This is a genomic window from Roseibium album (assembly GCF_965233825.1).
GTDB lineage: Bacteria > Pseudomonadota > Alphaproteobacteria > Rhizobiales > Stappiaceae > Roseibium > Roseibium album.
Genome location: NZ_OZ247583.1, coordinates 5,142,742 through 5,166,989, shown reverse-complemented (window position 1 = coordinate 5,166,989; position 24,248 = coordinate 5,142,742). Strand labels below are relative to the sequence as shown.

Genomic DNA, 24,248 nt, shown 5'->3' with positions numbered 1-24,248 from the left:
GGCAGATTGGATCGTTGCTTATTACTCTTGAGAATGGCGTCTTTAAGGCTCTGCGGCAAGGCGACCCCGGAAACTTTCTGAGGGTTTAAATCCATTTGATTTTGCCCATCGTGGAAATTCTTGCGAGTTAAATCGAAACAAATCGGCAATCCGCCAAAAAGGGCTTGAAGACATTTCTTTGCCGTAGCAGTTATGTGCGGTGCAAAAATTGGCGGAACCGGAGCGTCTCCGGTGCCTTGCGAGGAGAATTTCAAATGGCCAAATGGGTCTACAGTTTCGGCAATGGTGTGGCAGAGGGTGCAGCGGAGATGCGCAACCTTCTCGGTGGGAAGGGCGCCAACCTTGCTGAAATGAGCAGCCTGGGCCTGCCGGTGCCTCCCGGTTTCACAATTACGACAGAAGTCTGCACCTGGTATTACGAACACGGGAAGACCTATCCGGAAGCTCTCCGCGCGCAGGTCGTCGAAGCGCTTGAAAAGATCGGTTCGAACACAGGACGCAAATTTGGTGATCCCGAGCGCCCGCTTCTTGTTTCCGTGCGGTCGGGAGCAAGGGTCTCGATGCCGGGCATGATGGACACGGTCCTTAATCTCGGGCTGAACGACCGGACTGTCGAGGCGATAGCCAGAGAAGCCGGCGATCGCAGGTTTGCCTATGACAGCTACCGCCGTTTCATTCAGATGTATTCGGATGTGGTTCTGGGGCTCGACCATCACGAGTTTGAGGAGATCCTTGAGGATTACAAGGAACGCAACGAACTTGCGCTTGACACCGAGATCGATGCCGACGCCTGGCTTGGGATCATTGAAAAGTTCAAGGCACTGGTTGAAGAAGAACTGGAAAAGCCGTTTCCGCAGGATCCGCAGGAGCAGCTTTGGGGCGCAATCGGCGCTGTCTTCAGCTCATGGATGGTGCCGCGAGCTGTAACCTACAGGCGCCTTCACGATATTCCGGGCAACTGGGGCACTGCGGTCAACGTTCAGGCCATGGTGTTTGGCAACATGGGTGAAAGTTCGGCGACGGGCGTCGCATTCACGCGCAACCCGTCAACCGGTGAAAACGCTCTTTACGGCGAATTCCTGGTCAATGCGCAAGGGGAAGATGTGGTTGCCGGTATCCGCACACCGCAGGACATCACCGAAAAGGCGCGCATCGAGGCGGGGTCCTCCAGTCCTTCGCTCGAAGCGCTGATGCCGGCGGCCTTCGGGGAATTCAAAACCTACTGCTCAAAGCTCGAAGCACACTACAAGGACATGCAGGATCTGGAATTCACCATCGAAAAGGGAAAGCTCTGGATGCTGCAGACACGTGCGGGAAAGCGCACGGCCAAGGCAGCACTCAGGATTGCCGTGGATCTGGTGGAAGAAGGTGTTCTGGGTGAAGAAGAGGCAATAGGCCGGGTTGAACCTGGTGCACTTGACCAGCTTTTGCACCCGACGATCGATCCCGATGCCGAGCGTGACGTGATCACGACCGGACTGCCGGCGTCTCCCGGTGCGGCTTCCGGTGCGATCGTGTTTACGTCCGATGAAGCGGAAAAAGCAAAGGCGGAAGGGCGCAAGACGATCCTGGTCAGGGTCGAAACCAGTCCGGAAGACATTCACGGCATGCATGCTGCCGAAGGCATCCTGACAAGCCGCGGCGGCATGACCAGTCATGCGGCGGTGGTTGCGCGTGGAATGGGGAAACCCTGCGTGGCAGGCGCGGGGATGTTGCGGGTCGACTACCGCAATGGTGTGATTAACGCTGCCGGAAGGCAGTTGAAGGAAGGCGACGTGATTACCGTGGACGGGGCGACCGGTCAGGTCCTGTCCGGTGAAGTGAGCATGCTGCAACCGACGCTTTCTGGCGATTTCGGCACGCTGATGGGATGGGCGGACAATGTCCGGCGGATGAAAGTCAGGACCAACGCCGAGACCCCGCAGGACGCCAAGGTTGCGCGTGAATTCGGCGCCGAGGGGATCGGGCTCTGCCGCACGGAACACATGTTTTTTGAAGGCGAGCGGATAATTGCAGTCCGTGAGATGATCCTTGCCGATTCAGAGGAGGGCCGCAGGGCAGCGCTTGCGAAACTGCTGCCGATGCAGCGCCAGGATTTCACGGACCTCTTTGAAATCATGCATGGTCTGCCGGTCACCATCCGCTTGCTGGATCCACCTTTGCACGAGTTCCTGCCGAAGTCGGAAGAAGAACTCGGTGACGTCGCCAACGCGATGGGCGCCGATCCGGAACGGCTGCGTGACAGGGCGCTAGCGCTTGAGGAATTCAATCCGATGCTTGGACATCGCGGCTGCCGTCTGCTGGTTTCCTATCCGGAAATTGCGGAAATGCAGGCCCGGGCCATCTTCGAAGCCGCGGTCGAGGCCGCCAAGACAACCGGAGCGCCTGTCGTTCCGGAAATCATGGTGCCGCTGGTCGGTCTCAAGGGAGAGCTTGATCACGTCCGCAAAAGCATCGAGGCGATGGCTGAGGCGGTCGCCGAGGAAACCGGCAGGGAGCTCACCTATCAGATCGGCACAATGGTCGAATTGCCGCGTGCCGCGCTCAAAGCCGCTGAGATTGCGGAATCGGCGGAATTCTTCTCCTTTGGCACGAACGACCTGACCCAAACCACATTTGGTATCTCGCGCGATGATGCCGCCTCGTTTCTGGGTACCTATCAAACCCGGGGCATACTGGAGCAGGACCCGTTCGTGTCCCTGGACCCGGACGGGGTCGGTGAGTTGATCAAGATCGGTGTGGAACGTGGGCGCTCGACGCGCGCGGATATCAAACTCGGCATTTGCGGAGAACACGGCGGGGATCCGGCGTCGATTTCATTCTGCGAGAGTGTCGGACTGGATTACGTGTCCTGTTCACCTTTCCGGGTTCCGATCGCACGTCTCGCAGCGGCCCAGTCAGCCTTGAAACACAGGCGGGACGGCTGATCACCTTGCGCAGCACCGAAATCTCGACCAGGGGAACATGGTGAGTGAGTTTCCGACGCTGGAGGAATTGGGCACGGGAGGGAAACGCCTGTTGTCCCGGGTTCTCACACGGCTGGAAACACATGCCCAGGATGCTGAAACTGCCGAATTTCTTGACCGGGTCTGCACTGCGAAGGGCGGTTGCGTTCTCGGACTGACGGGCCCCCCTGGTGTTGGCAAATCGAGCCTGACCGATGCACTTATCAGGACCTGTCGGGCCGAGGAAAAACGGGTGGCGGTTCTTGCCGTCGATCCATCCTCGTCGGTTACCGGAGGGGCGCTCCTGGGGGATCGTACGCGTCTCAAGACAGATCCCACCGACGAGGCGGTTTTTGTCCGTTCCATGGCCGCGCGAAACCGCCTCGGGGGGCTTTCCGATCACTCCGTGGCCGCTATTGCCGTTCTCAGGGCAGTCTGTGATCAGGTGATTGTCGAAACGGTCGGCATCGGCCAATCGGAGGGCGACTTGAGGCAAGTGGCGGACACGGTTGTGTTGTGCATCCAGCCAGGATCGGGGGACAGCCTGCAATTCATGAAGGCCGGAATAATGGAACTGCCCGATGTGGTGGCCGTTACAAAGGCAGACATGGGTGCGCTTGCGCGGCGGGCAGCCTCTGACGTTTCCGGCGCCCTGTCTCTAGGGGCCGTACCCCGGTCATCCTGGAATGTTCCCGTTGTGGAGGTTTCATCGCAGACGGGCCGCGGCGTGGCGGACCTTGTGGCAAGCGTGGACGCGCATTTCAACACTCTCGTCGAAAAGGGTCTCGATGAGACCCGTCAAAAGCAGCATGTGTCCTGGTTCAAGGACATGGTGCGCACCGAATTCGGGATGGCAGGATTGGATATGGCAGAACGCAAGGGCGGAGAGGATTGGTTGTTGCTCGCCCGGCGCCGGCCGTTTTCGAGCTTCCATTCCTTTGCTTCCCTGATCCGGCAACGCCTTTTCTGAGATGCACTCAAATCAACCTTTGGCGCTTTGAGCCTGGAGTTCGAACCCGTCGGGCAACTCACCTGCGGCAATGGCTTGAAAGTTCTCCAGGAACTGGCTCAGTGCCGTGCTGGTGAGCGGCCTTGAGATGAAATAGCCCTGCATGCGATGACAGTCATGCGCTTGAAGGAAGCGGATTTGGTCGATGGTTTCGATGCCTTCCGCGACAATCGTCATGCCGAGCGCCTTGCCGAGCTGGATAATGGAAACCAGGATGGCTTCCGCTTCCGGGTTGCCGTTCATGTCAGAGACAAAGTCCCGGTCGATCTTCAGCGTATCGAACGGAAAGCGGCGCAGATAGCTCAGGCTGGAGTAACCCGAACCGAAGTCGTCCAGCGCGACTTTGACACCCAGGCCTTTCAGCCTCCTCAGGGCATTCAAAACCGTGTCATCCCGTCCGGCAAAGACGCTTTCGGTAACTTCGATTTCCAGCCTTTCGGGCGGCAGGTTGTTTGCTGCCAGAATAGCCATGACCTTTTCGACAAACCGAGGATGCTTGAACTGGTTGGGCGACACGTTGACAGAGACGACGACGCCCGGCCAGTCGTGCGCGCGTGCGCAGGCCTTGTTCAGAACCCAGATGCCGAGATCGTTTATCAGTCCGGTTTCCTCGGCCACCGGAATGAACTGGGACGGGGGCACCACCGTGCCGTCGTCCTTGGTCCATCTGGCAAGAGCTTCGACAGAGACGATTTTCTTTGCGTCGGTGTCCGACAGGGGTTGATAGGCCAGATCCAGTTCATCGTTTCGCAGAGCCAACCTGAGTTCCCGGGACATCTTGTCCTTCGACTGAACATGCTGCTCCATCGTCGGTTCGAAGAACGAACGCCTGTTACGACCGTTGGCCTTGGCGTCATAGAGCGCGATATCGGCCTTGCGCAGCAATTCGTCCGGGTTCTTGCCGTCCTTGGGGCCAATAGCTGCACCCATCGACAGGCTTGCAAACAGTTCGCGCCGGCCGATCATGACAGGGCGCGATATCTCGTCCTGTACCTGATCGAGGATGTATTCCAGCCATTCGTCATTGTCGCAGTCGCTGATCACCATCGCGAATTCGTCACCGCTGATACGGGCAACGATACCGTTGTCCGGAAGCACGTGTTTCAGACGATTGGCGACGGCAACAATGACCTTGTCCCCGGCAGAATGTCCAAGCGTGTCATTGATGTCCTTGAAGTGATCCAGATCCATGTAAACGACAGCAGTGCTGGTGCCCTTTTGCGCACTTTCTTCCAGGACCCTGGTGAGCATTGCCTGAAAACTTGATCTGTTCGGAAGGCCGGAAAGGGCATCATGCTGTGCAGAGTGAACCGCCTTGGCTTCGCTTCTTGCAAGTCGTCTGGTCATTTGCCGCGTAAAGACCGTCACGGCGATGACGACGGCCGCGATAATCATTGCGGCGACCGCCAGAAAGGGATTGATCCGCTGAAGCATCTGTGTACCCGGCTGGCTGGCCTGCCAGGCAATGACGCCAATGTTGTTCCCCCTTGGGGATTTGAGCTGATAGGCTCCAACCCCATCCCGTTCAACCTGATCCGGCGCCAGAACAAATCCCGCAAGACGCGACATGCTGGAGATATTGTTCAGTTTCTGGCCGCGCAAGGGTATCAGGCTGACGAGCACTGCCGGAGGTTTGCGTGAGGCGAAAACCGACTGGATTTGCGGGACGACAGCTGCTGCAGTAAAAAGGTGAGGCTCGCCGTAGAGCGAAACCTTGCCTGTCTCCGCTATGGACAGATGCGTTTCACCCCCCTTTGGCATGAAGCTGAACAGACCGGATGGTGTCTTCTGGAATGAGTTTATGTATTGGGCGCGAACTTTCGCGATCGCAGGCTGCAACTCGTCAACAAGTGCCGGGTTCAACCACTCGGTGTTATCATCATGTGCAAAGACGGAAGCGACTTCAAAGTCGGAACCGAAGAGAACAGATCGGTTGAAACCATGGTTCCGGGACAGCCAGTTCATCATGTTGTTGCGGATCCAGACCCGGTTGGCTTCCGGATCGTCCACAGCGCGATAAGCTTCATCCCAGATAACAACGCCGGTTTGCTGCTTTGCAATGTAGTTTCTGGTGAGTTGCAGCGCGCCAGCGACGAGCTTGTGCTGGGAGTCTTCAGCAGTTTCATCGGACAAATGCGCAGACCAGTTCAATAGTGCGAAAATACCGAGGACAGATGTCAACACGACAATCAGCATCGGAAAAATGATCGCACTGGCGATTTGACCGCCTGAGTTTTTGATCGATCTGTTCATGTAAAGGCCCAGTTCATGCGGGCGAGTATTGTCGATGCGAGTTAATGAATGCTTCCAGTATCTTAGTAAAATAATGGGAAAATTGAATCTATCTGGTTCTCCCTGGCCGTGAGCAAGGAAACGGGCCGGATTTTGTATAGGGTTTTCTGGAAAAAAATTGAGTTTTTGGTTTCAAATCAGTTGAAGACCGCGCAGACTGACGTTGCTTCTAAGGCCGATAATCACATGATCATGAACTTCTATTCCCAGCGGGGCCGCGACGTCGATGATTTTTTTGGTCATCTGAATATCCGCTCGCGAGGGTGTCGGATCGCCCGAAGGATGGTTGTGCACGAGGATCAGAGCCGTTGCTGAATGTTCAAGCGCCCTTCGTATCACTTCGCGCGGATAGACGGGTGTGTGATCCACAGTGCCGGTTTGCTGAATCTCGTCCGCGATAAGACCGTTTTTCCGGTCCAGAAACAGAATGCGAAACTGCTCCACAGTGCACAGTTCCATCGATGCCTGCAGATAATTGATGACCTTTGACCAGGAATCGAGCAGCTGCCGCTCATTCAACTCGGCACGATGGTAGCGCGCGATGGCAGCATGAACGGCCTTCAAGGCGTCGACACTGACATCCGACAGGCCGTCAATTTCCTTCAAGCGCGCGCGAGGGGCTGCCAATGCGGCCGAAAAGGAACCGAAGCGGTGGAGCAGGGCTTTTGCAATCGGTTTCGTGTCGCGGCGGGGAAGGGCGGAAAACAACAGAAATTCCAACAGTTCGTAGTCGGCCAGACCCTCCTCACCAGACTTGCGAAACCTTTCCCTAAGCCGTTGGCGATGCCCCTTGTTGTCCGCGGCGGCAGACATTTTTTCCGCAGGGGGCGAGTCCGGGTCCTTCATCTGTTAGATCGGGCTCTCGTCGCCCGATCGTCCGGGTTTGTGAAGACCGTTCGGAGAGGTGGTGAATATCTGGCACCCATCCGGCGTAATCCCGATGGAATGCTCGAACTGCGCGGAAAGAGACCTGTCTCTCGTCACCGCCGTCCACCCGTCGCCGAGTACTTTCACGTGCGGACGGCCCAGGTTCACCATCGGTTCGATCGTGAAAATCATGCCCGGTTTCAACTCCACACCTTCGCCGGGGCGTCCGTAATGGAGAATGTTCGGTGTGTCGTGGAACAGAAGGCCAAGACCATGTCCGCAAAAGTCGCGCACAACCGAGCAGCGCTGAGCTTCGACATATGTCTGGATAGCCGCGCCAATGTCACCGGTGGTGTTGCCCGGTTTCGCAGCCTCGATTCCGCGCATCAACGACTCGTAGGTGACATCAATCAGGCGTTCCGAGGCCCGCTTCAGCTGGCCGACCGGGTACATGCGGCTGGAATCGCCGTGCCAACCATCGAGAATGAAAGTCACATCGATATTGACGATGTCGCCTTCACGCAGTGCCTTGTTGTTCGGAATGCCGTGGCAAACGACGTGATTGATCGATGTGCAGCAGGACTTGGTATAGCCGCGATAATTCAGGGTCGCCGGCAGGGCGTCATGATCCAGGCCGTACTGATACACGAAATCGTCGATTTCCTGCGTTGTCGTTCCCGGCCTGACGATGCCTGCCAGTTCGTCAAGACAGGTCGCCGTCAATTGTCCTGCGCGCATCATGCCTTCAAAATCTTCCGGTCCGTACAACCGGACCTGACCGGTGTTTTTCAGCGGGGCTTCTGCGGCGTCGATATAGCTGACCATGGAAAATGTATCTCGTTGCGTGGGCGGTACCGCACATAATACGGGTTTCAAACGGGACGGAACACCCTGTTAATCTGTCTCATTGAATTGTTCACATACCTTCCGGCAGCGTCAATTTCCAGCTTCGGTTTCAGCAAAAACAAGGCCGCCGTGAAAACTTGTTGCAAGATTATCTAAAAGCGCATGGTTCGGCTTGCGAAAGTTTTTCAGGCCGGATAGGTGAAAAGAACAAGCGGGCGTGGTGGAACTGGTAGACACAAGGGACTTAAAATCCCTCGGCCCTAGGCTGTACGGGTTCGAGTCCCGTCGCCCGCACCAAAGTCTCTTCACTTAGCCGAAAAGAACCAGGTTTGCCGAGCCTCTCAAATGGTTCAGATGACTTCTGGATTTCAATGTGCAATTGGAATATTTGCAGACTTGGCAATTAATCGATAGTGCTGCGCAAATGAACATTCGTCCCGCAAATACTGATGTAATCGTGTCTCTTGAGGACGTTTCAAAAACGTTTGCGAACGGGACCGTTGCCTTGAACGGGTTGGATCTCGATGTCCAGGCCGGAGAATTTCTGTCCGTGCTGGGGGCGTCCGGATGCGGGAAATCGACCGCGCTGCGCATCATCGCCGGGCTGGCCGAACCGTCGTCGGGGTCGGTGAGATGGCCGCAGGAGCAGACGAACCAGCGGGAACACGAATTGAGCTTCGTTTTTCAGGAACCGACGCTCATGCCCTGGGCGACGGTTTTCGAGAATGTCTGGCTTCCGTTGCGCCTCGCTCGTGTTTCAAGGGCATCCGCACGCGACCGCGTCCTGGAAGCGCTGGAGATGGTCGGTCTCGGCCAGTCTGCCGACGGTTATCCGCGCGAGTTGTCCGGTGGCATGAAAATGCGGGTGTCGATAGCACGGGCACTGGTCACCAGACCAAACGTTCTCCTGATGGACGAGCCTTTTGCGGCTCTCGACGAGATAACACGTTTCAAACTGAACAATGACTTGTTGAGGATCTGGAAGGCTTTTGGTCTGACAGTCGTGTTTGTCACGCACTCCGTGTTTGAATCGGTGTTTCTTTCCGAGCGGGTTGCCGTGATGCAGTCCCGGCCCGGATGCGTTACCGACCAGATCGAAATAGACCCTTCCATTGTACGCGATGAAGTCTTCCGGACGTCTGCCCATTATGCAGGACTATGCAGGCGGGTGTCGGCGGCACTTCATGTAGCGATGGAAACGGAAACGGCAGCAGCCGATCTTGTTTGAGAGCGCCAGCGGGGCTGGTGATGCAAGACCGGTGCACCGGCAATCCGACTTCGTTTGTCAGCTGATCCAGGCGAAAATTCAGTGAGCTGGCTATGTGAAATTGCCTCTTTTCGGCCATAAACCGACTTTGCGATCTTCATTCGACACGATTGATTTCCACAAGTCTCGCCTTAACGAATGCATTGTTGTGCCGTTGCATTGGGATACGGATCGCGAGAATTTTGTTAAAATCAACGTGTTTTCCCGAAGAGTTTCAGTAATAATCTTAAGAAAATGCCACTTTGCAAATTGATTTTCGCCTGACCTAAATTTTCGGGTCCAAGTTTCCAGAACATGAAAAGGAAAATGCAGCTAATGGGCCGGATTCCCGTTTTGTGGCAAATCGAACCTCGCTGTTTTGAATTCAACCGCTTCATTTGTTCTGTCTGTTTGATAATTCAGCGGGTTTGCCATGAATTTTCGAGAAAACCATTGCGGACAGTAGCCTAATGATTGCGATTGAATACTGCCCCGCTTTCCTGCAGTTGTGCTGAAGCGGCAATCAATCAGACGGTTTCATGTAAATCGTAAAACTCCTTGAATAAAAATCGAAAATTTGAAATTCGATTCAATAATAATTCTGATGAAAATCTCCAAAATTTGAAAAATTAACAATTTTCACTGAAGAAATATCGCCTAAGAAGTGCTTTTTACAAATTTATTTCTGTTCGAGTGCGATCGCCTCTGATTGCAAACCTGCGATTTCGTTCAATTTCAAACGTACACGTTTACCTTTTCTAAAGTTAATGTACTCGTGACTTTCATGGTTGGTGAAAAAATTGTAAATGTTGTAGCGCCGATTTTATAAAAACTGACCATAAAAGTGCAGAGTGTTTGGCCATGAACGAATTTGTCCGGATAGCGCAAGCGAACATTTCCACCGGGACAGGGAACAGTGCAGCAGCGGATGGTGCATCAGAACCACTTGTCGTGGATCGTCCGGCGGCACAAAGCAGCGTGGTCGTGCTGAGAAACTCAGGTCGGCTTGTCGACTTTCGGCAGATCCTTGACGAGGACATTTCCTTTTTCCGCATCGACGGTGACCTGCAGATGATCTTTGCCGACGGCGGTATGGTCATCATCCAGGATTTCTTCGAAGGGGACAGTGGTGCCGAGGCGGTCATCGTTGGCGACAACGAATTGCTGTCAATCGACGGTTTCGTGTCACTCGCCAATCTGCAACTCGCCGAAGAGATACAGACCGCGGCCGGTGAAACCAGCAATCTTGCGACAGCACTTGGAAGTTCGCAGAGCTCGGGTCAGAATTTCGAACCAACGGAAATCGGCGATCTTGGAAACGGACTCGGATTTGGCGATCTGCTACGTGGCGAATTGCCGGGTGAAAGAGCATTTCTTGTCGACGATTTCTCGGAGTCCGCTGACAATACGGGACCGGATATCGGTACACCGGTCGACAGCACGCTTGATGAGGAAAACCTGGAAGAGGGTACTGGCCCCGACGGTCCGGTTTCGGTCACTGCAACCCTGGATGTCGACTTCGGCGAAAACCCCGGCGGTACTCCGCGACTTGAGTTCGACGGTCTGCCTGGCGGGTTGACCTCCGACGGTGTGCCTCTGGTATTGAGCGTTGTCACCAACCCCGGCGGCGGCCAGACCCTGACTGCCGTCAAGGCCGGCACGGGTGAGGCCGTATTTACTGTCACGCTTGACGTGGTGAGTTCCGGCGGAGCACCCGGCGGTCAGTATACATTCGACCTGTTCGGAAACCTGGATCACATTGGTGACGGTCAGGATACCAGCATTCCTTTGGTCTTCGGCTTCAGCGCATACGATTCAGACGGTGATGCGGACAGTGACACTTTCACGGTCAACATCATCGACGACGAGCCCGAAACCGGAGAATCGGAGCAACTTACGCTTGGGGAAGAAAACCTGGACGACGGAACCGATCCCGACGCATCTTCTTTGACTAAGGCCGGTGAACTGAACATTGCCTGGGGTGCCGACAACGCCGATGATGCCGTTGACGCCGCATTTCAGGACGCACCAGGTGGCACTGCCAACCGCTCAGTCGTATTTGCTGCCATCTCGGATCAGCCGACGATAGCAACCAGTTCTGACGGTGTTGCGCTTCAATATGAACTTTCGGAAAATGACACGGTCCTGACAGCCTACAAGGGAGACGACCGTGGAGACGCGGACAAGGTCTTCATCGTCACGCTTTTTGATGATGGAACGGGCTCCTACACGTTTGAACTCCTCGACAACATCGATCATGTCGATTCAGAGAGCGGTCTAGCGACCGAGAGCCGGAACCTCGACTTTGCCTTTGTTGCAAATGACGGTGACGGCGACGCGGTTACGGGCGGTCTTCGGGTAACAATCGAGGATGACGAACCGCAGGCCGGCGAGCCTGTGCAGCGTACATTGCAGGAACACGACCTTGCAACCGGAACTGACCCGGATTCGTCTGCGCTGGTCAAGACTGGTGATCTGGACATCACCTGGGGTGCGGACGACGCCGACGCAGCAGATGACGGAGCGGTGCAGGACACTCCGGGCGGAGCGGGCGACCGTTCCATCGTCTTTGCAGCTATCGCCGATCAGCCGACCCAGGCAACGATGTCGGATGGCCTTGCGCTGGAATATGTTCTTTCTGAAAACGGTACGGTTCTGACCGCTTACAAGGGTGATGATCGCGGAGACGAGAGCAAGGTTTTTGTCGTGTCCCTTTCCGACGACGGCTCGGGCTCCTACACGTTCGAATTGCTCGGCAACATTGATCACAATCCCCCGGGGTCGACCGGCAAGATGGTGTCATGGAACCTGGATTTCGGATTTGTTGCGCGTGACGGAGATGGTGACGCGGTGGCGAGTGAATTCCGCGTCACGATTGTCGATGACGAACCGGAAGCAGGTATTGCCGAGAACGTGACGCTGCAGGAACACGATCTGGCAAGCGGCACTGATCCGGACGCGACAGCGTTGACGCAAACCGGCAACCTGAATTTCACCTTTGGTGCCGATGACGGCGACACGGCGGATACAGGCGGACTTCAGGACACACCGGGTGGCACCGGCAACCGTTCGGTCGTGTTCGCCGCCATCGCAGACCAGCCAACCCAACTCACGACGTCGGATGGCATCGAGCTTGACTATGTCCTGAATTCAGATGGCACGGTTCTGACTGCCTACAAGGGTGATGGTCGAACCGACGCTGACAAGGTTTTCGTCGTATCCCTTTCCGACGACGGGTCGGGATCCTATACATTCGAACTGCTCGGCAATATCGATCACGATCTTCCCGGCTCAGGCGCAATGTCGGAGTCCTGGGATCTCGACTTTGCTGTCATAGCAAGTGACAGCGACGGCGACACGGTTGAAGGTGATTTCCGCGTTTCGGTCGTTGACGATGCACCGCTTTCCAGTGAGCCGGTTGCAAGCGCCGTCGAGGAAGAAGATCTTCCCGGGGGTAATGACGACCGAGATCCCTTTGATATTGACGGCTTGCCGGCTGATCTCGGTACTCCGTTGACTGAACAGGCCACTGCGTCGTTGAACATTACCTGGGGCGCGGACGATACCGACAGCGCTGACACTGAAGTCGATGGCCTGCCGGTGCAGGACACGGCCACTGCCGGTGGCCAGAGATCTGTCGTTTTTTCAGATGCTGCCGACGGCGAGATCGTTGACATTGCCAGTGTAATTGCGGTTGAAGACGGCGAGGGGGCTGCAATAGATCCTGCGACGCTCACGTCGCGCGGTGATGCGTTGAGCTATGTCCTGTCCAACGACGGTACGCTTCTGACCGCTTACGCCAACTATGGCGACACCGAAGAGCGAAGCGTTTTCCGTGTGGCGCTTTCCGACGATGCAGAAGGCTCTTACCAGTTCATTCTGGACGACACTCTTGATCATCCATTGAAGGGTACGTCTTCGGTTGAGGAAGATGTCCTGTCGTTGTCCTTTGATTTCATTGCGCGTGACAGCGACGGTGACACATCGACCGACGCGTTCACCGTCCAGGTTATTGACGACAGCCCGTCAATTGCCTCGGCCAACATCCACGACATTGGCGTCGTTGGACCGGTGACATACGATTCAGGTGTAATCAATCTCGCGATTCCCGATGACGGTAATCTCGGTGAAGTTCTTTCGTCGACAATTGAAGTTCCCGAAGGCGGAACGATCCGGGACCTGAATCTCTCCCTGGTGCTGGATCATGACTGGATGCGGGATCTCAAGATCACGCTGATCGCTCCCAATGGCACTCTGGTCCGCCTCGTGGAAGTCAGCGGTGCCGACGGAGCGGTCGACGGTACGGTCACGCTGGATGACGAAGCTGCCAACAGTCTGGCAGTTGCAACACCGCCGTTTGCCGGAAGCTGGCGCCCCACGGTTTCAGATCTGGATTTGCTGGACGGACTGAACCAGGAGGGAACTTGGACGCTTCAAATTGATGATGTCTTCGTAAAAGACACAGGTTCACTTGTGTCCTGGAGCCTCACCATCGAGACAGGCGGTGTCGCAGCCCTCGTGGACGAGGACGACTTGCCGGCCGGCAACATGGACAGCCAGCCCGGCGATGCAGCCACTGTGACGAACGACAGTCTCGATACGGATGGTGACGCGACGACCGTTTACGGCGAACTGGCGATATTCTGGGGGGCCGACAATGAGAACTCCGTTCCTGATGGTGGAACTTCAGCCGGAAACGGCGATCGTGCAGTAACCTTTGTCGAAGGCGACGGTGGCTCAGTCGACGAGCTTGTTGCGCTCGGCCTGACATCCAACGGCGAGGCACTCAGCTACACGCTGAACGCCTCTCTCGACATCTTGACGGCGACCGCCGGCGGGCGCGTCATTTTCACGGTCGAATTGTTCGACACCGAAAGTGGCTCATTCAAGTTCGATCTAGAGGGTTCTCTCGACCACCTTGAAGGTGCCGACGAAAACGACCTGATTCTCGATTTTCTCTACGTTGCAACGGACAGCGACGGCGATACGTCGACTTCGACATTTTCTGTCGGTGTTGACGACGACACGCCGGTTGTCGGCGATGGGGTTGAAAGAGCCACGCTAGACGAAGACGACATTGTCAGCTTCTTTTCGATTGGTTCGGAGCCCAGCGACGGAAACGCCGACGGATCTACAACGGGCTTTGCCGATATTGTTGGTCCGGCATTTGCCGAGGGGTCCCTTGCGGCCCTGGTCGACTTCGGTGCAGACGGTCGTGGAGATACTGGCGGATTTTCTTTCTCCCCAAACGCTGCAGCGGACATGGAAGCGCTGGGCCTTCAGTCTCGCGGAGAAGCGCTTTCCTTCGCTGTCACTGAAATCGCGGGATCCTCGTTTCTCTTCGGTTATGTGGATGAGGGCGACGGAAGTTTCGATCTGTTTGTCGACCGTCCGGTCATCAGTCTTCAGCTGGAGACGGATGGCGACTACGCAGTCCGGCTTCACGATCAGCTTGATCATGTCTCCGGGAACGGACAAAACTCGGTACTTGATACCGTTTCGGGATCGCTGAGCGAGATAGATTTCGGTGCGGTTATCGAAGTCACGGATGCTGATGGCGATGGTAGTGGCCTTACCGGCAAACTCCTTGTCGATGTAACGGACGACGTGCCGGTTCCGGAAATTGCCGTCGTCGACTACGTACGGATTGACGAAACATACGGACTTCACAGCGACAATGTCTTCGATCCATCGACAGGAGAGTTCGATCCGGAGATCGTTGATCTGTTTTCCGACGTAACGTCGACAGGTAGCGACGCAGACCTGCCGGGCCCGATCTATGCCAGCTTTGGTGTCGTCGGCTTCGACGCTGAGGGCGGCGCGGATGATGATCCGAGCGTCGAGCTTTCCCTGCGCATCGACGATCCGGCATCCGGGATCACGACGACGGACGGCAAGGCGATCACGCTTTCCATGGAAGGCGACCTCGTTGTCGGACGAATTGACGGGGATGGTGATGCAGCGTTTGCGATTCATCTCGATGAAGACGGAAACGTCAGCATCGCGCAATATCTGTCACTCAAACATCCTGACCCGACAAGTTCTGACGAGCATATCTCGCTGGCAGGAAAGATTTCCGCGGTTCTGACCGTTACCGATGCGGATGGCGATACCGTTTCGAATGACGTATCGATTGGCGCAGACGTCACGTTTGACGATGACGGTCCAACTGCTTTCAGGCGCGGATCAGGCGTTGCGAAAAATGAAGCAGACACCGAAACTTCGATTGTTTCCGGTCAACTTCAGTTCGATGGCGGTGCGGACGGAGCAACAGTAACCGGGATCACGTTCATTTCCGATGGGGATTACATCCGTACGTTTGATCCGGATGCCAGCGGTGCTGACCGGCGTGGAACGCTTTCAGCAGACGGCGTACCCGTCATCTGGTCCAGCTCGACGGATGCAGGCGGTGTGATAACCGTGACTGCTGTTCTGGAAGGAACCGCAACCAAGGCCTTTGAACTCGTCGTAAACCCGGATGGAAACTACACCTACGAGCAGTTTGTCGGTCTCGATCATCCTGATGCAGGAGAGACAGGACGTGCGGACCAGCTGATATTCCGCATTCGCTTCACCGTAACGGATGGAGACGGGGACACCGATGCTGCAAATGCAACAATCAGGATTCGCGATGGCGGTCCGGAAATCGGTACTGTTGACGATACTGTTGTAGAAGAAGACGGCACTCGTACGCTGGAGTCCGTCGATCTTGGCATCGAGTGGGGCATCGATGATGCCAATGACGATGATGGCGCACCTGGCGATCGTTCGATCGGCTTTTCCGAGGCGACTGCTGTCGACAACGTGTCCTTTGCCGATGCGGATGGGGCCTTGACCGAGATTTATTCCAACGGTGAGCTTGTCAATTTCGCGATCATCGATGGCATTCTTGTCGGATACGTTGGAGCCGCCGTGCCGGTTGAAGCGACGGAAAGCAGTGTTGTTTTGACGGTGTCGCTCTCCGACGAGGGAACAGGTAGCTACGATTTCGAACTTCTGCAGCCACTTGATCATACCACTTCGGTGGGAACGGACCGTTACCTGGACCTGACATTTTCCTTCAAAGCGACCGACGCTGATGGCGATGACAGTGAAGACGGCGCATTTACCGTGCGCGTCGACGCGGCAGGAACGCTCACTGGCACTTCTGTCGACTATTCCGGCCTGACATCCGGTGTGTTCGTTAATCTGAGCGACGCTGAAAAGACAATTCTCGGGCAAACGGTAGCAGGGGAAACTGCAACCGACAGAGATGATGCCGATCCTGCCGTTGTCGGCGCCGACAGTATGGAAGGGATCGACGAGGCAATTGGTGGCGGTGGCGATGATGTTCTGGTCGGCAATGACAACAACAACACACTGACGGGTAATGGTGGAAACGACGCGCTCAACGGAGGCGGCGGGATTAATCTGCTTGACGGAGGCGAAGGCACGGATACAGCGGACTATTCCAATAATTCGGAAGCTGTTCTGGTCAGGATGGACCTGAACTGGTCTACGGATCTGGCTAACCAGAGCCTGGGCTTTACGGTTCTGGCGGACGCAATCGCAGCCGACACGATTGATCACGACAATCTCGTCAGCATCGAGAATGTTACCGGCTCTGACTTCAACGACACCATCTTCGGCGACGGTCAGGCAAACACGATTTCAGGCGGCGAGGGCAATGACTTCATCGCGGGCTTTGGTGGCAATGACACGCTCATTGGCGGTGCCGGTAATGATGATATCTTCGGAGTGCTCGGTAACAACAAGCTCGCGGGCGGCACTGGTCAGGACAGGTTGTTCGGTGGGACTGGAGCCGACGAATTCGTTTTCGCTGCCGGCGAAGGCAGTGCCTCGATTTCCGATGCCGACCAAGTTTTCTTCTTTCAGGACGGGTCAGACAAGATCACGATCACTGGCGGATTGACATTTGCCGACCTGACGATCGGCAGCGACGCCTTCGGAAGGGCCACAATATTCGATAACGTCAACGGCCAATATGTTGCTGTTATCACAGGAGTGTCGCCGGCAGCACTTAGTGCTTCGGACTTCAATTTCTCCTCCGATCCGATCATTCTCGACCTGGATGGTGACGGTGTTGAACTGATTTCAGCTGAAAACGGTGTCGAATTCGACGTCAACGCGGACGGAATTGTCGAACAGACCGGGTGGGTTGGTTCCGATGATGGTCTGCTCGTCATGGATGTCGACGGATCAGGAGCAATCGAGAACGGTTCGGAAATCTTCTCGGAAAGCTTCAATGGAGGATCGTATGCCGATTCCCTTGAAGCCCTCGCGTCACTCGATGACAACGGTGATGGGGTCATCGACGCTGGCGACGCCGCTTTCAACGACATCAAGGTCTGGCAGGACGCCAACTCCGACGGTGTTGTACAGGAAGGCGAGTTGAAATCGCTTGTCGAACATGGTGTAGCGTCAATCGATCTGGGCGCCCGGTCGGTCTATCAGGATGTTGATGGCAATACGGTATTTGCCGAAGGCACTTTCACGAAGACCGACGGAAGCACGGGTGAATATGCCGGTGCGGCTTTTGCGGTTGCCAACGTGGACGGCCCGGATGCTGAAGAAACGACGCGGCAATCGACGGCTATTGCCGCCGGAGTTGCTCTGGTGATCTATGCAGCGTCCAGTGATGAGGTTGCAGCGGGACTGACAAGTGTATCGGTGACCCGGGCATCCGAACATGGAGAGTTAACAGTTTCGGACGACTTCACGGTCACCTTCACTTCCAGCGAAGGATATGTTGGAGATGCCTCGGTCGAAATCGCGTTGAATTTCGCTGACGGCAACGTGGTAACGCGCGCGGTTGAACTGGAAGTCCTGGCAGCTGACACGGCAGCGACCGGTTCGTCTCCGACATCCGTTAGCGGCACTGTCGTGGCAGATATCCAGGATCAACCCGAGAACGACAGTGATATCAACCCGGTTGAAAACATCGAACTGGGTGCAATCATCACCGGATCGACCATCAGAGGTGACGACGGCGACAATGTTCTCGTCGGGACCGACGGCGATGACATTCTCATCGGCGGGCTGGGTTCCGATACGCTGACCGGCGGCGCGGGCGCCGATACATTTGTCCTCAATTCCCTCGCAGAGGCCGATATCATCACCGATTACGCATTCGCGGATGGCGACCGGATCGATCTTGGCGAGTTGCTCGACGGGGCATTTGGACCGGGTGCGGATGTCGAGGAATTCGTGCAGGCGCAAAAAGAGGCCGAAGGTGCGATAACGCTCAAGATCGACCGCGACGGCGATGGAACGGCACACGACTGGCAGGACGCGGCGACGCTTCAAGATCATGCCTCGATGGGCGAGACGATCCGGGTCGTTCTGGACAGCGATGGCAGCGAGGCGCAGATCCCGGTAAACATTGGCTGAAGCTCTTAGCGTTTGAATGTCTTGAAGGCGGGCGCAAGCCCGCCTTTTTTATTTGACGATTGTCAACGCAAATGATGCCCACGCACGTTTGTGGAGAACCAGATGACGATGGTTTTTCAGGATTTTCGGAGAATTTGCCTTCGCAACAGGACCGCGCCTGAGAGTCCGAAGAACGCAATCGCAATGCCGGCTACCAGCGATAGCAAGCGGGTCGTGCCAGGAATATCAAGTACAGCCCGGGTGCCCGAATTCGCCGAGGTTGAAGACAAGATGCCTGCTGTACTTGTTGGTGAATTCGTGTCCGACGGCAGCAGCATTGACATTGCAGTTTTCGGAACGTAACCCGCGATTTTTCCGGCTGCTTTCGCCGGGTCGTTGATGTCGTACACAATTGCCGCAAGCCTGTGGCTTTCTTCGGTAGTCTCATTCGAGATCAGGCTATCCGCGCTGAGAAGTTGTCGTCCTTCTGCATCGACGATCGCAATACGGGCCAAACCTGTTTCGCTGGATGCAGCCTCAAGTACGGTCCGGAGATAGGCTCTAAGTTCTTGCGCTTCCAAACCGTCCGGCTGGCGCCTTGAAAGGTCAACAAATTCGGGAATGAGCGGCAGAGCGGCCAGTTCCTCAAGTCGCAATTTCGGACCGGCAAGTCTCGCATCCTTGAGTTCACTGATCAGGAGCGCGCGTTCTGCGTCGGATTTCCTTTGGTCCGTGCTCAGGATTGCTCTCTGGTGTTCGGCCAACAGAAATCCGGCCACGACAACACCTAAAGCGAACAGGCAACTGACCACTCCAAGAATGACGGCAGGGGATGACAGGGCGCGCATCCGTGTTCCGGCGTTTTGACCTCGTGCTTGCATGACGCGCGTATATCACGCGTTGGACCGGCTTGGGAGACACAATCGGCGTGTCGTAATGGCTCTCGTGACTGCGGAAGCTCCGGTCTGCAAGAGACCTTTTTTACCGGGTTGCGGATTTCAGTCTTGCCGCGAGACGAACCGGTGAGCCGGCCCTGGGTGCATGCGCCCACTCTCCGGCTGCGTTGACCGAGTATAGAGCCTGATAGTGCGGAAGATCGCGTTCAAACCGGACGCGTGAGAACCGATTGTCCAATATGAGCCACTGTCCCTTGTGGCGTACCGAAAGGACCGCATGATATTGGCGAGCGGCCGTATCGCGCAGAACGACAATCCGCATGTCATCGTCTTTGACACCAAGGTCACGCAGTAGGGTATATTTCAGGATGGCATAGTCCTCGCAGTCGCCGGCACGTCTGGACAATGTTTCGACAGGACTGGCCCAATATTCTCCAGACTTGTAGAGGACGCTGTCCTCGCGGTAGGCAAGGAGGCGATTGACCATGTAATTGATCTTCGGGATCTGCAGTCCGCGTCGATGGGGTCGAACCTGGTTCACGATGGCCGAATAGGCGCGAAAACTGTTCCGGTCTTTCCCCGAAACATCCGCGTCCAGTTCCAGGTTTTCCAGCGCTCTCTGCCAACGTTTGGTGACCGGAGACAGGGAGATCGGTTCTCCTGGCGTTCCGAACAGTTTGCTCGGTGCTATCGTCCCGTTGCTGCCTGCAGAAACGGTTGCAGCGAGAGCCTGACGAGATAGAGCCTTGTGGCCGGTTGTCGGCTTGGTTCTTGGTGTCCCGACCAGGTTCGCCTGAATTACCGCCTTTGCAACGCTGACAGCCGCATCTTCGTGTTTTTGCGTGAAATTCAGACTGTCAGGGTCCGGTTCCAGTCTCGCCGTATGCAATGGGGAGATGGCCAACGCGTCCGCTGAATTTGAAATCTGGGCCGGATCGCTTTCGGCAAGAACGGGGGTCACGGCCCAGTGGAGAGCGATGACGCACAATCCCGTCCGCCAGGACGCGCGCACAACTTTCCTGTTCGCCACCGGCATTGCCGGTGCGGTCGCTCCATGATCCATCTGCCGATCGCCTCGTTATTGTCGAGACGTCAGCGCTCCCGGAGTGCTTCGTCCCGAACTTTCTTGATCGGTTTCAAGATGTAGTCCAGAACGGTTTTCTCACCGGTTAAGATATCTATCGAAGCAACCATTCCTGGTATTATTGGTAAAGGTTCAGTATCAGAACCAAGATGATTTTTATCTGTTCTGATCATTACGCGGAAAAAACGATTACCTTCTTCGTCCTCGGTCGTATCCGCGCTTATTCGTTCCAGGTTTCCCTCAAGACCGCCGTAAACTGAAAAATCATAAGCGGTTATCTTGACCTGTGCCTTCTGCCCGGGATGCAGGAACGCGACGTCCTTCGGACGGATGCGGGCCTCAATGAGAAGGGTATCTTCAAGGGGCACGATTTCAACCAGATCCGCTGCCGGCTGAACCACGGCACCGATCGTCGTGATGTTCAATTTGTTGACGATCCCCTTGACGGGGGAAACCAATTCTGTGCGCCGCACCTTGTCCGCCGCGCCTTTCAGGGTTTCATTGATCACCGCCAATTCACCGCGTGTCTCGGCCAACTGCTGACTGGCCTCGGAGACGAAGGTCGCAACCGCGTTGCTGGAGCGTTCGCGTGCTTCTTCCCTTGCAGCCGCCGCACGCCGAACAGACGCCTGGGTGATGGCAAGCTCTCCTTCGCTTTCTTTTAGTTGCCGCTGCAACTGCAAAAATTCGATTTCCGGAAGAACCCTTCGTTCATAGAGACTTTGCTTGATCTCCACCTCGCGTTCCAGGATCTCAATGACGGATTCGAGTTTGGTCTGCTTTGCCAGAAGTTCCTGATATTCCTGTTCGCGTTGGGACGCCTGGTTCTGAAGAACACGTAGTTCGTTCTCGAGGCTGGCTTTCTTGTCTCGGAAGACGTTTTCCTCTTCCGCGATCAGGCCGGGCGCCTCGTTGAGCAGCGTTTCAGGAAATTCCAGTGATTTCCGGTCAGCTTCTGAATCGAGCCTCGCGAGCCTGGCCATCAGCGCCCATCGGCGCTGCCTGATCTCGCCCAGTTGCGAAGAGAAGGTCGTATCGTCGATTTCGATAAGGGGTTGGCCTTCGTCGACAATGTCGCCCTCCCGAACGAATATCTTTTCGACAATACCACGGTCGGGAGCCTGCACGACCTGGATCTGGCGGGAAGGGACGACGCGACCATCGCCGCGCGTGACTTCCTCAAGGGTTGCAAAGTAGGCCCATGCGAGAATGACCACAAACAGCACCAAACCGATCCGGATGACGTTGATCGTGTAACGCGGCGGTTTGGTCTGAATGACATCGCGGATATCGTTCGCGTAGTTCCAGTCACCAGAATTCATCATGCACCACCTTGCGAATTCTGCTGATTTGCCGCGTTGACCGCACCCAGTTCCTGAAGTTTCTTCAGGACCTCCTGCCTGGGACCGTCCAGCGCCAGTTTGCCATAATCGAGCGTGATAAGCCGGTCGGTGAGTTCCACGAGGCTCATGCGGTGCGTGCTGATGACAACCGTTGTGTCCGGGGTGTTGTATTCCATCAGTCTGGTGATCAATCTGCGTTCTGAAGCCAGGTCCAGATGGCTCGACGGCTCGTCGAGAAACAGAACTCGTGGTTTTCTCAGCAGAATTCTCGCCAGGGCGACAGCCTGCTTTTGTCCTCCCGACAGGAAGCGTCCGCCTTCTCCGACCTGAAGGTCGTAGCCGAGAGGGCTTTGAGCGACAAATTCCTCGACGCCTGCAATCCGGGCGGCTTCGACGAGGGCATCGTCATCGGCAAAAGGGTCGCCCGCGCTTATGTTCTCGCGCACTGTACCGCTGAAAAGAACATTGTCCTGCGACAGAAAGCCGACATTTGACCTGAGGTCTGCCGGATCAAACTGGCGTGTATCCGTTCCATCGATCAGCACAGTCCCGTTGCTCGGATAGTAGAGACCTGAAAAGAGCCGGCCGATGGTGCTTTTGCCTGAACCGACGCGTCCGATGAGCCCGACGGTTTCGCCCGGCGTGATCTTGAATGAAATGTTCTTGAGACTGTCGTCCTCTGCGCCGGGGTAGCGGAAATTGACGCCCTTGAATTCGACAGACCCTGACGCGATGCGCTTGTTGATGTAGGTCCGCCCCGGCTTGCGTTCCGTTTCTGTCGACATGACATCGTTCAGGGTCTTGTAGGAATGAAGCGTCTGTCGCAGTCGTGTCAGAGTGTTGGCGACATTCGCCAGGGGAGCGAGAACACGACCGGAGAGCATCATGGCCGCGATCAGGGCACCCATTGTGATATCCCCGCTCTGGATCAGGTAAACGCCCCAGACAATGATGGCTATGGACACGGATGCCTGGACCAGTCCCGTTCCCGACTGGGCAACAAGAGCCCAGAAACGACCCTTCATGATTGCGGCGCTGCTTGCAGCGACGGACCGTTCCCATTTCGTCTGCATGCGACCTTCGGCGTTCAGCGCCCGCACCGTGTCGAGATTGGCGATGCTCTCCACGAGAATTGAATGCCGGATCGCGCTTTCCTTGTGCGACTGTTCTATTGCGCCGGAAAGGGGTGCCTGAACAAACAGACTGATCGCAAGCACGATCGGTACCGCGACCAGTGGAACAATCGCAATCGGGCCAACAAGAAGGAAGAGAACTGCGACAAAGATTCCGATGAAAAACACGTCGATGATCGAAACCAGCGAGGAAGACGTTATGAATTCCCGGACATTTTCGAATTCACGGATGTGGTTGGCGAACTGGCCGGAGCTTACCGGTCGTTTTTCGAAATCGATGGCAAGGGCGTGAGCGAAGATCTTGCTGGCAAGGGCATTGTCTGCCCGCTTGCCGGCAACATTGATGATCTGCCCCCGCGCGATTTTCAGGATGAAATCGAAGATCAGGGTCAAAATGACCCCGACCGCAAGGGCCCAGAGGGTCGGGATCGCGAAGTTCGGAACCACCCGGTCATAGACATTCATTGTAAAGAGTGGTGAGGCCAGGGCCAGCAGATTGATCAGCAATGCGGCAATGGCAACGTGGACATAGTCACGCCAATAGCTGGAAATAGTACTCCAGAACCAATGGCCGTTCGAGCCGAGCGCCCGCTCGCTCTGACCGGTCTTGTCTACGGTTGGCTGAAAGAAAATTGCATAGCCACTGTAGTTGTCACGAATGTCGTCGAGTTGGTGGTGCTGCTTGTCCGTGCCGCGTGCAGGGTCGACCAGTTCGATCGTTCCCGTTTCCTTGTTCATGCTCGTGAGCACAAGCATTTCGGAGTTTTTCATCGCGACGATACAGGGCAAGGCAGCCAGCGGTATCGTCTCAAGTTCCTTCTTGTCTGGCAGAACCTTCAGACCGCAGTTTGCCGCCGCCCGGCCGAGGACGCCGACGGAGAGTTTGTCACCTGTTTGAGGCAGACCGTTCCAGATCACGGAATCGCTGACGTGGTAGCCATGGACGCGGGCGATGTATTTCAAAGCATCCGCCAACGGGTCCCTTGTCGCAGAAGTCCGCGGCGTTGCGTCCGTATTCGAATTCTCGTCGGTGCTTTTTTGCAGCATGTCTGGTGCGGACCACGGGCTCTGTCACCGCTTTGGTCATTCGCCGTGCATCCGGCCTTTGAGATCCGGCCCGCACAACACGACAGGCGATCCGGACAAGGCAAACGTTTTCCGGCAAAGCCTCGTTGCGGTGTGTAGACGTAAATTATTGGTTCACCGGTTGCCCGGCAA

Annotated in this window: 11 protein-coding genes and 1 tRNA gene; 5 read left to right on the top strand and 7 right to left on the bottom strand. The window is 55.9% G+C overall.

Going from position 1 to position 24,248, the window contains the following annotated elements:
* Positions 1-254 precede the first annotated feature (254 nt).
* Both ppdK and ACO6TI_RS23670 read left to right on the top strand, forming a co-directional pair.
* A complete protein-coding gene (ppdK, locus tag ACO6TI_RS23675) occupies positions 255-2,927 on the top strand; it encodes a pyruvate, phosphate dikinase (RefSeq protein ID WP_422383489.1) in 2,673 nt (890 codons plus the stop codon).
* A 37-nt stretch (positions 2,928-2,964) separates the two neighbouring features.
* Complete coding sequence (locus ACO6TI_RS23670) at positions 2,965-3,915, top strand: ArgK/MeaB family GTPase (RefSeq protein WP_422383488.1); 951 nt, start codon at positions 2,965-2,967, stop codon at positions 3,913-3,915.
* Between the two features lie 12 nt (positions 3,916-3,927).
* Here the strand turns inward: ACO6TI_RS23670 and ACO6TI_RS23665 are convergent, their stop codons facing one another.
* From ACO6TI_RS23665 to map, 3 genes are all read right to left on the bottom strand, one after another.
* Positions 3,928-6,207, bottom strand: coding sequence for a bifunctional diguanylate cyclase/phosphodiesterase (locus ACO6TI_RS23665; protein ID WP_422383487.1), 2,280 nt, complete (start codon positions 6,205-6,207; stop codon positions 3,928-3,930).
* 171 nt (positions 6,208-6,378) lie between these two features.
* Positions 6,379-7,059 (bottom strand): RadC family protein, encoded by a 681-nt coding sequence (gene radC, locus ACO6TI_RS23660; RefSeq protein ID WP_321207119.1) that lies wholly within the window; start codon positions 7,057-7,059, stop codon positions 6,379-6,381.
* Positions 7,060-7,095: 36 nt separating this feature from the next.
* Positions 7,096-7,938 (bottom strand): type I methionyl aminopeptidase, encoded by an 843-nt coding sequence (map, locus tag ACO6TI_RS23655; protein ID WP_029061629.1) that lies wholly within the window; start codon positions 7,936-7,938, stop codon positions 7,096-7,098.
* 232 nt (positions 7,939-8,170) lie between these two features.
* Here map and ACO6TI_RS23650 point away from each other — a divergent pair.
* The 3 genes from ACO6TI_RS23650 to ACO6TI_RS23640 all read left to right on the top strand — a co-directional run bounded on the left by ACO6TI_RS23650 (position 8,171) and on the right by ACO6TI_RS23640 (position 18,595).
* Positions 8,171-8,256, top strand: a tRNA-Leu gene (locus ACO6TI_RS23650).
* 127 nt (positions 8,257-8,383) lie between these two features.
* Positions 8,384-9,187: an ABC transporter ATP-binding protein gene (locus ACO6TI_RS23645; protein ID WP_422383486.1), complete on the top strand. Its 804-nt coding sequence runs from the start codon at positions 8,384-8,386 to the stop codon at positions 9,185-9,187.
* A gap of 879 nt (positions 9,188-10,066) precedes the next feature.
* Positions 10,067-18,595 (top strand): DUF5801 repeats-in-toxin domain-containing protein, encoded by an 8,529-nt coding sequence (locus ACO6TI_RS23640; protein ID WP_422383485.1) that lies wholly within the window; start codon positions 10,067-10,069, stop codon positions 18,593-18,595.
* 116 nt (positions 18,596-18,711) lie between these two features.
* Here the strand turns inward: ACO6TI_RS23640 and ACO6TI_RS23635 are convergent, their stop codons facing one another.
* From ACO6TI_RS23635 to ACO6TI_RS23620, 4 genes are all read right to left on the bottom strand, one after another.
* Positions 18,712-19,422, bottom strand: coding sequence for a hypothetical protein (locus tag ACO6TI_RS23635; protein ID WP_422383484.1), 711 nt, complete (start codon positions 19,420-19,422; stop codon positions 18,712-18,714).
* Positions 19,423-19,555: 133 nt separating this feature from the next.
* Positions 19,556-20,533 (bottom strand): transglutaminase-like cysteine peptidase, encoded by a 978-nt coding sequence (locus tag ACO6TI_RS23630; protein WP_422383483.1) that lies wholly within the window; start codon positions 20,531-20,533, stop codon positions 19,556-19,558.
* A 29-nt stretch (positions 20,534-20,562) separates the two neighbouring features.
* Positions 20,563-21,876, bottom strand: a complete 1,314-nt coding sequence (locus tag ACO6TI_RS23625; protein ID WP_055116872.1) for an HlyD family type I secretion periplasmic adaptor subunit — start codon at positions 21,874-21,876, stop codon at positions 20,563-20,565.
* Positions 21,876-24,077, bottom strand: coding sequence for a type I secretion system permease/ATPase (locus ACO6TI_RS23620; RefSeq protein ID WP_422383482.1), 2,202 nt, complete (start codon positions 24,075-24,077; stop codon positions 21,876-21,878). The genes ACO6TI_RS23625 and ACO6TI_RS23620 overlap by 1 nt, the downstream gene beginning before the upstream one ends.
* Between the last annotated feature and the right edge of the window lie 171 nt (positions 24,078-24,248).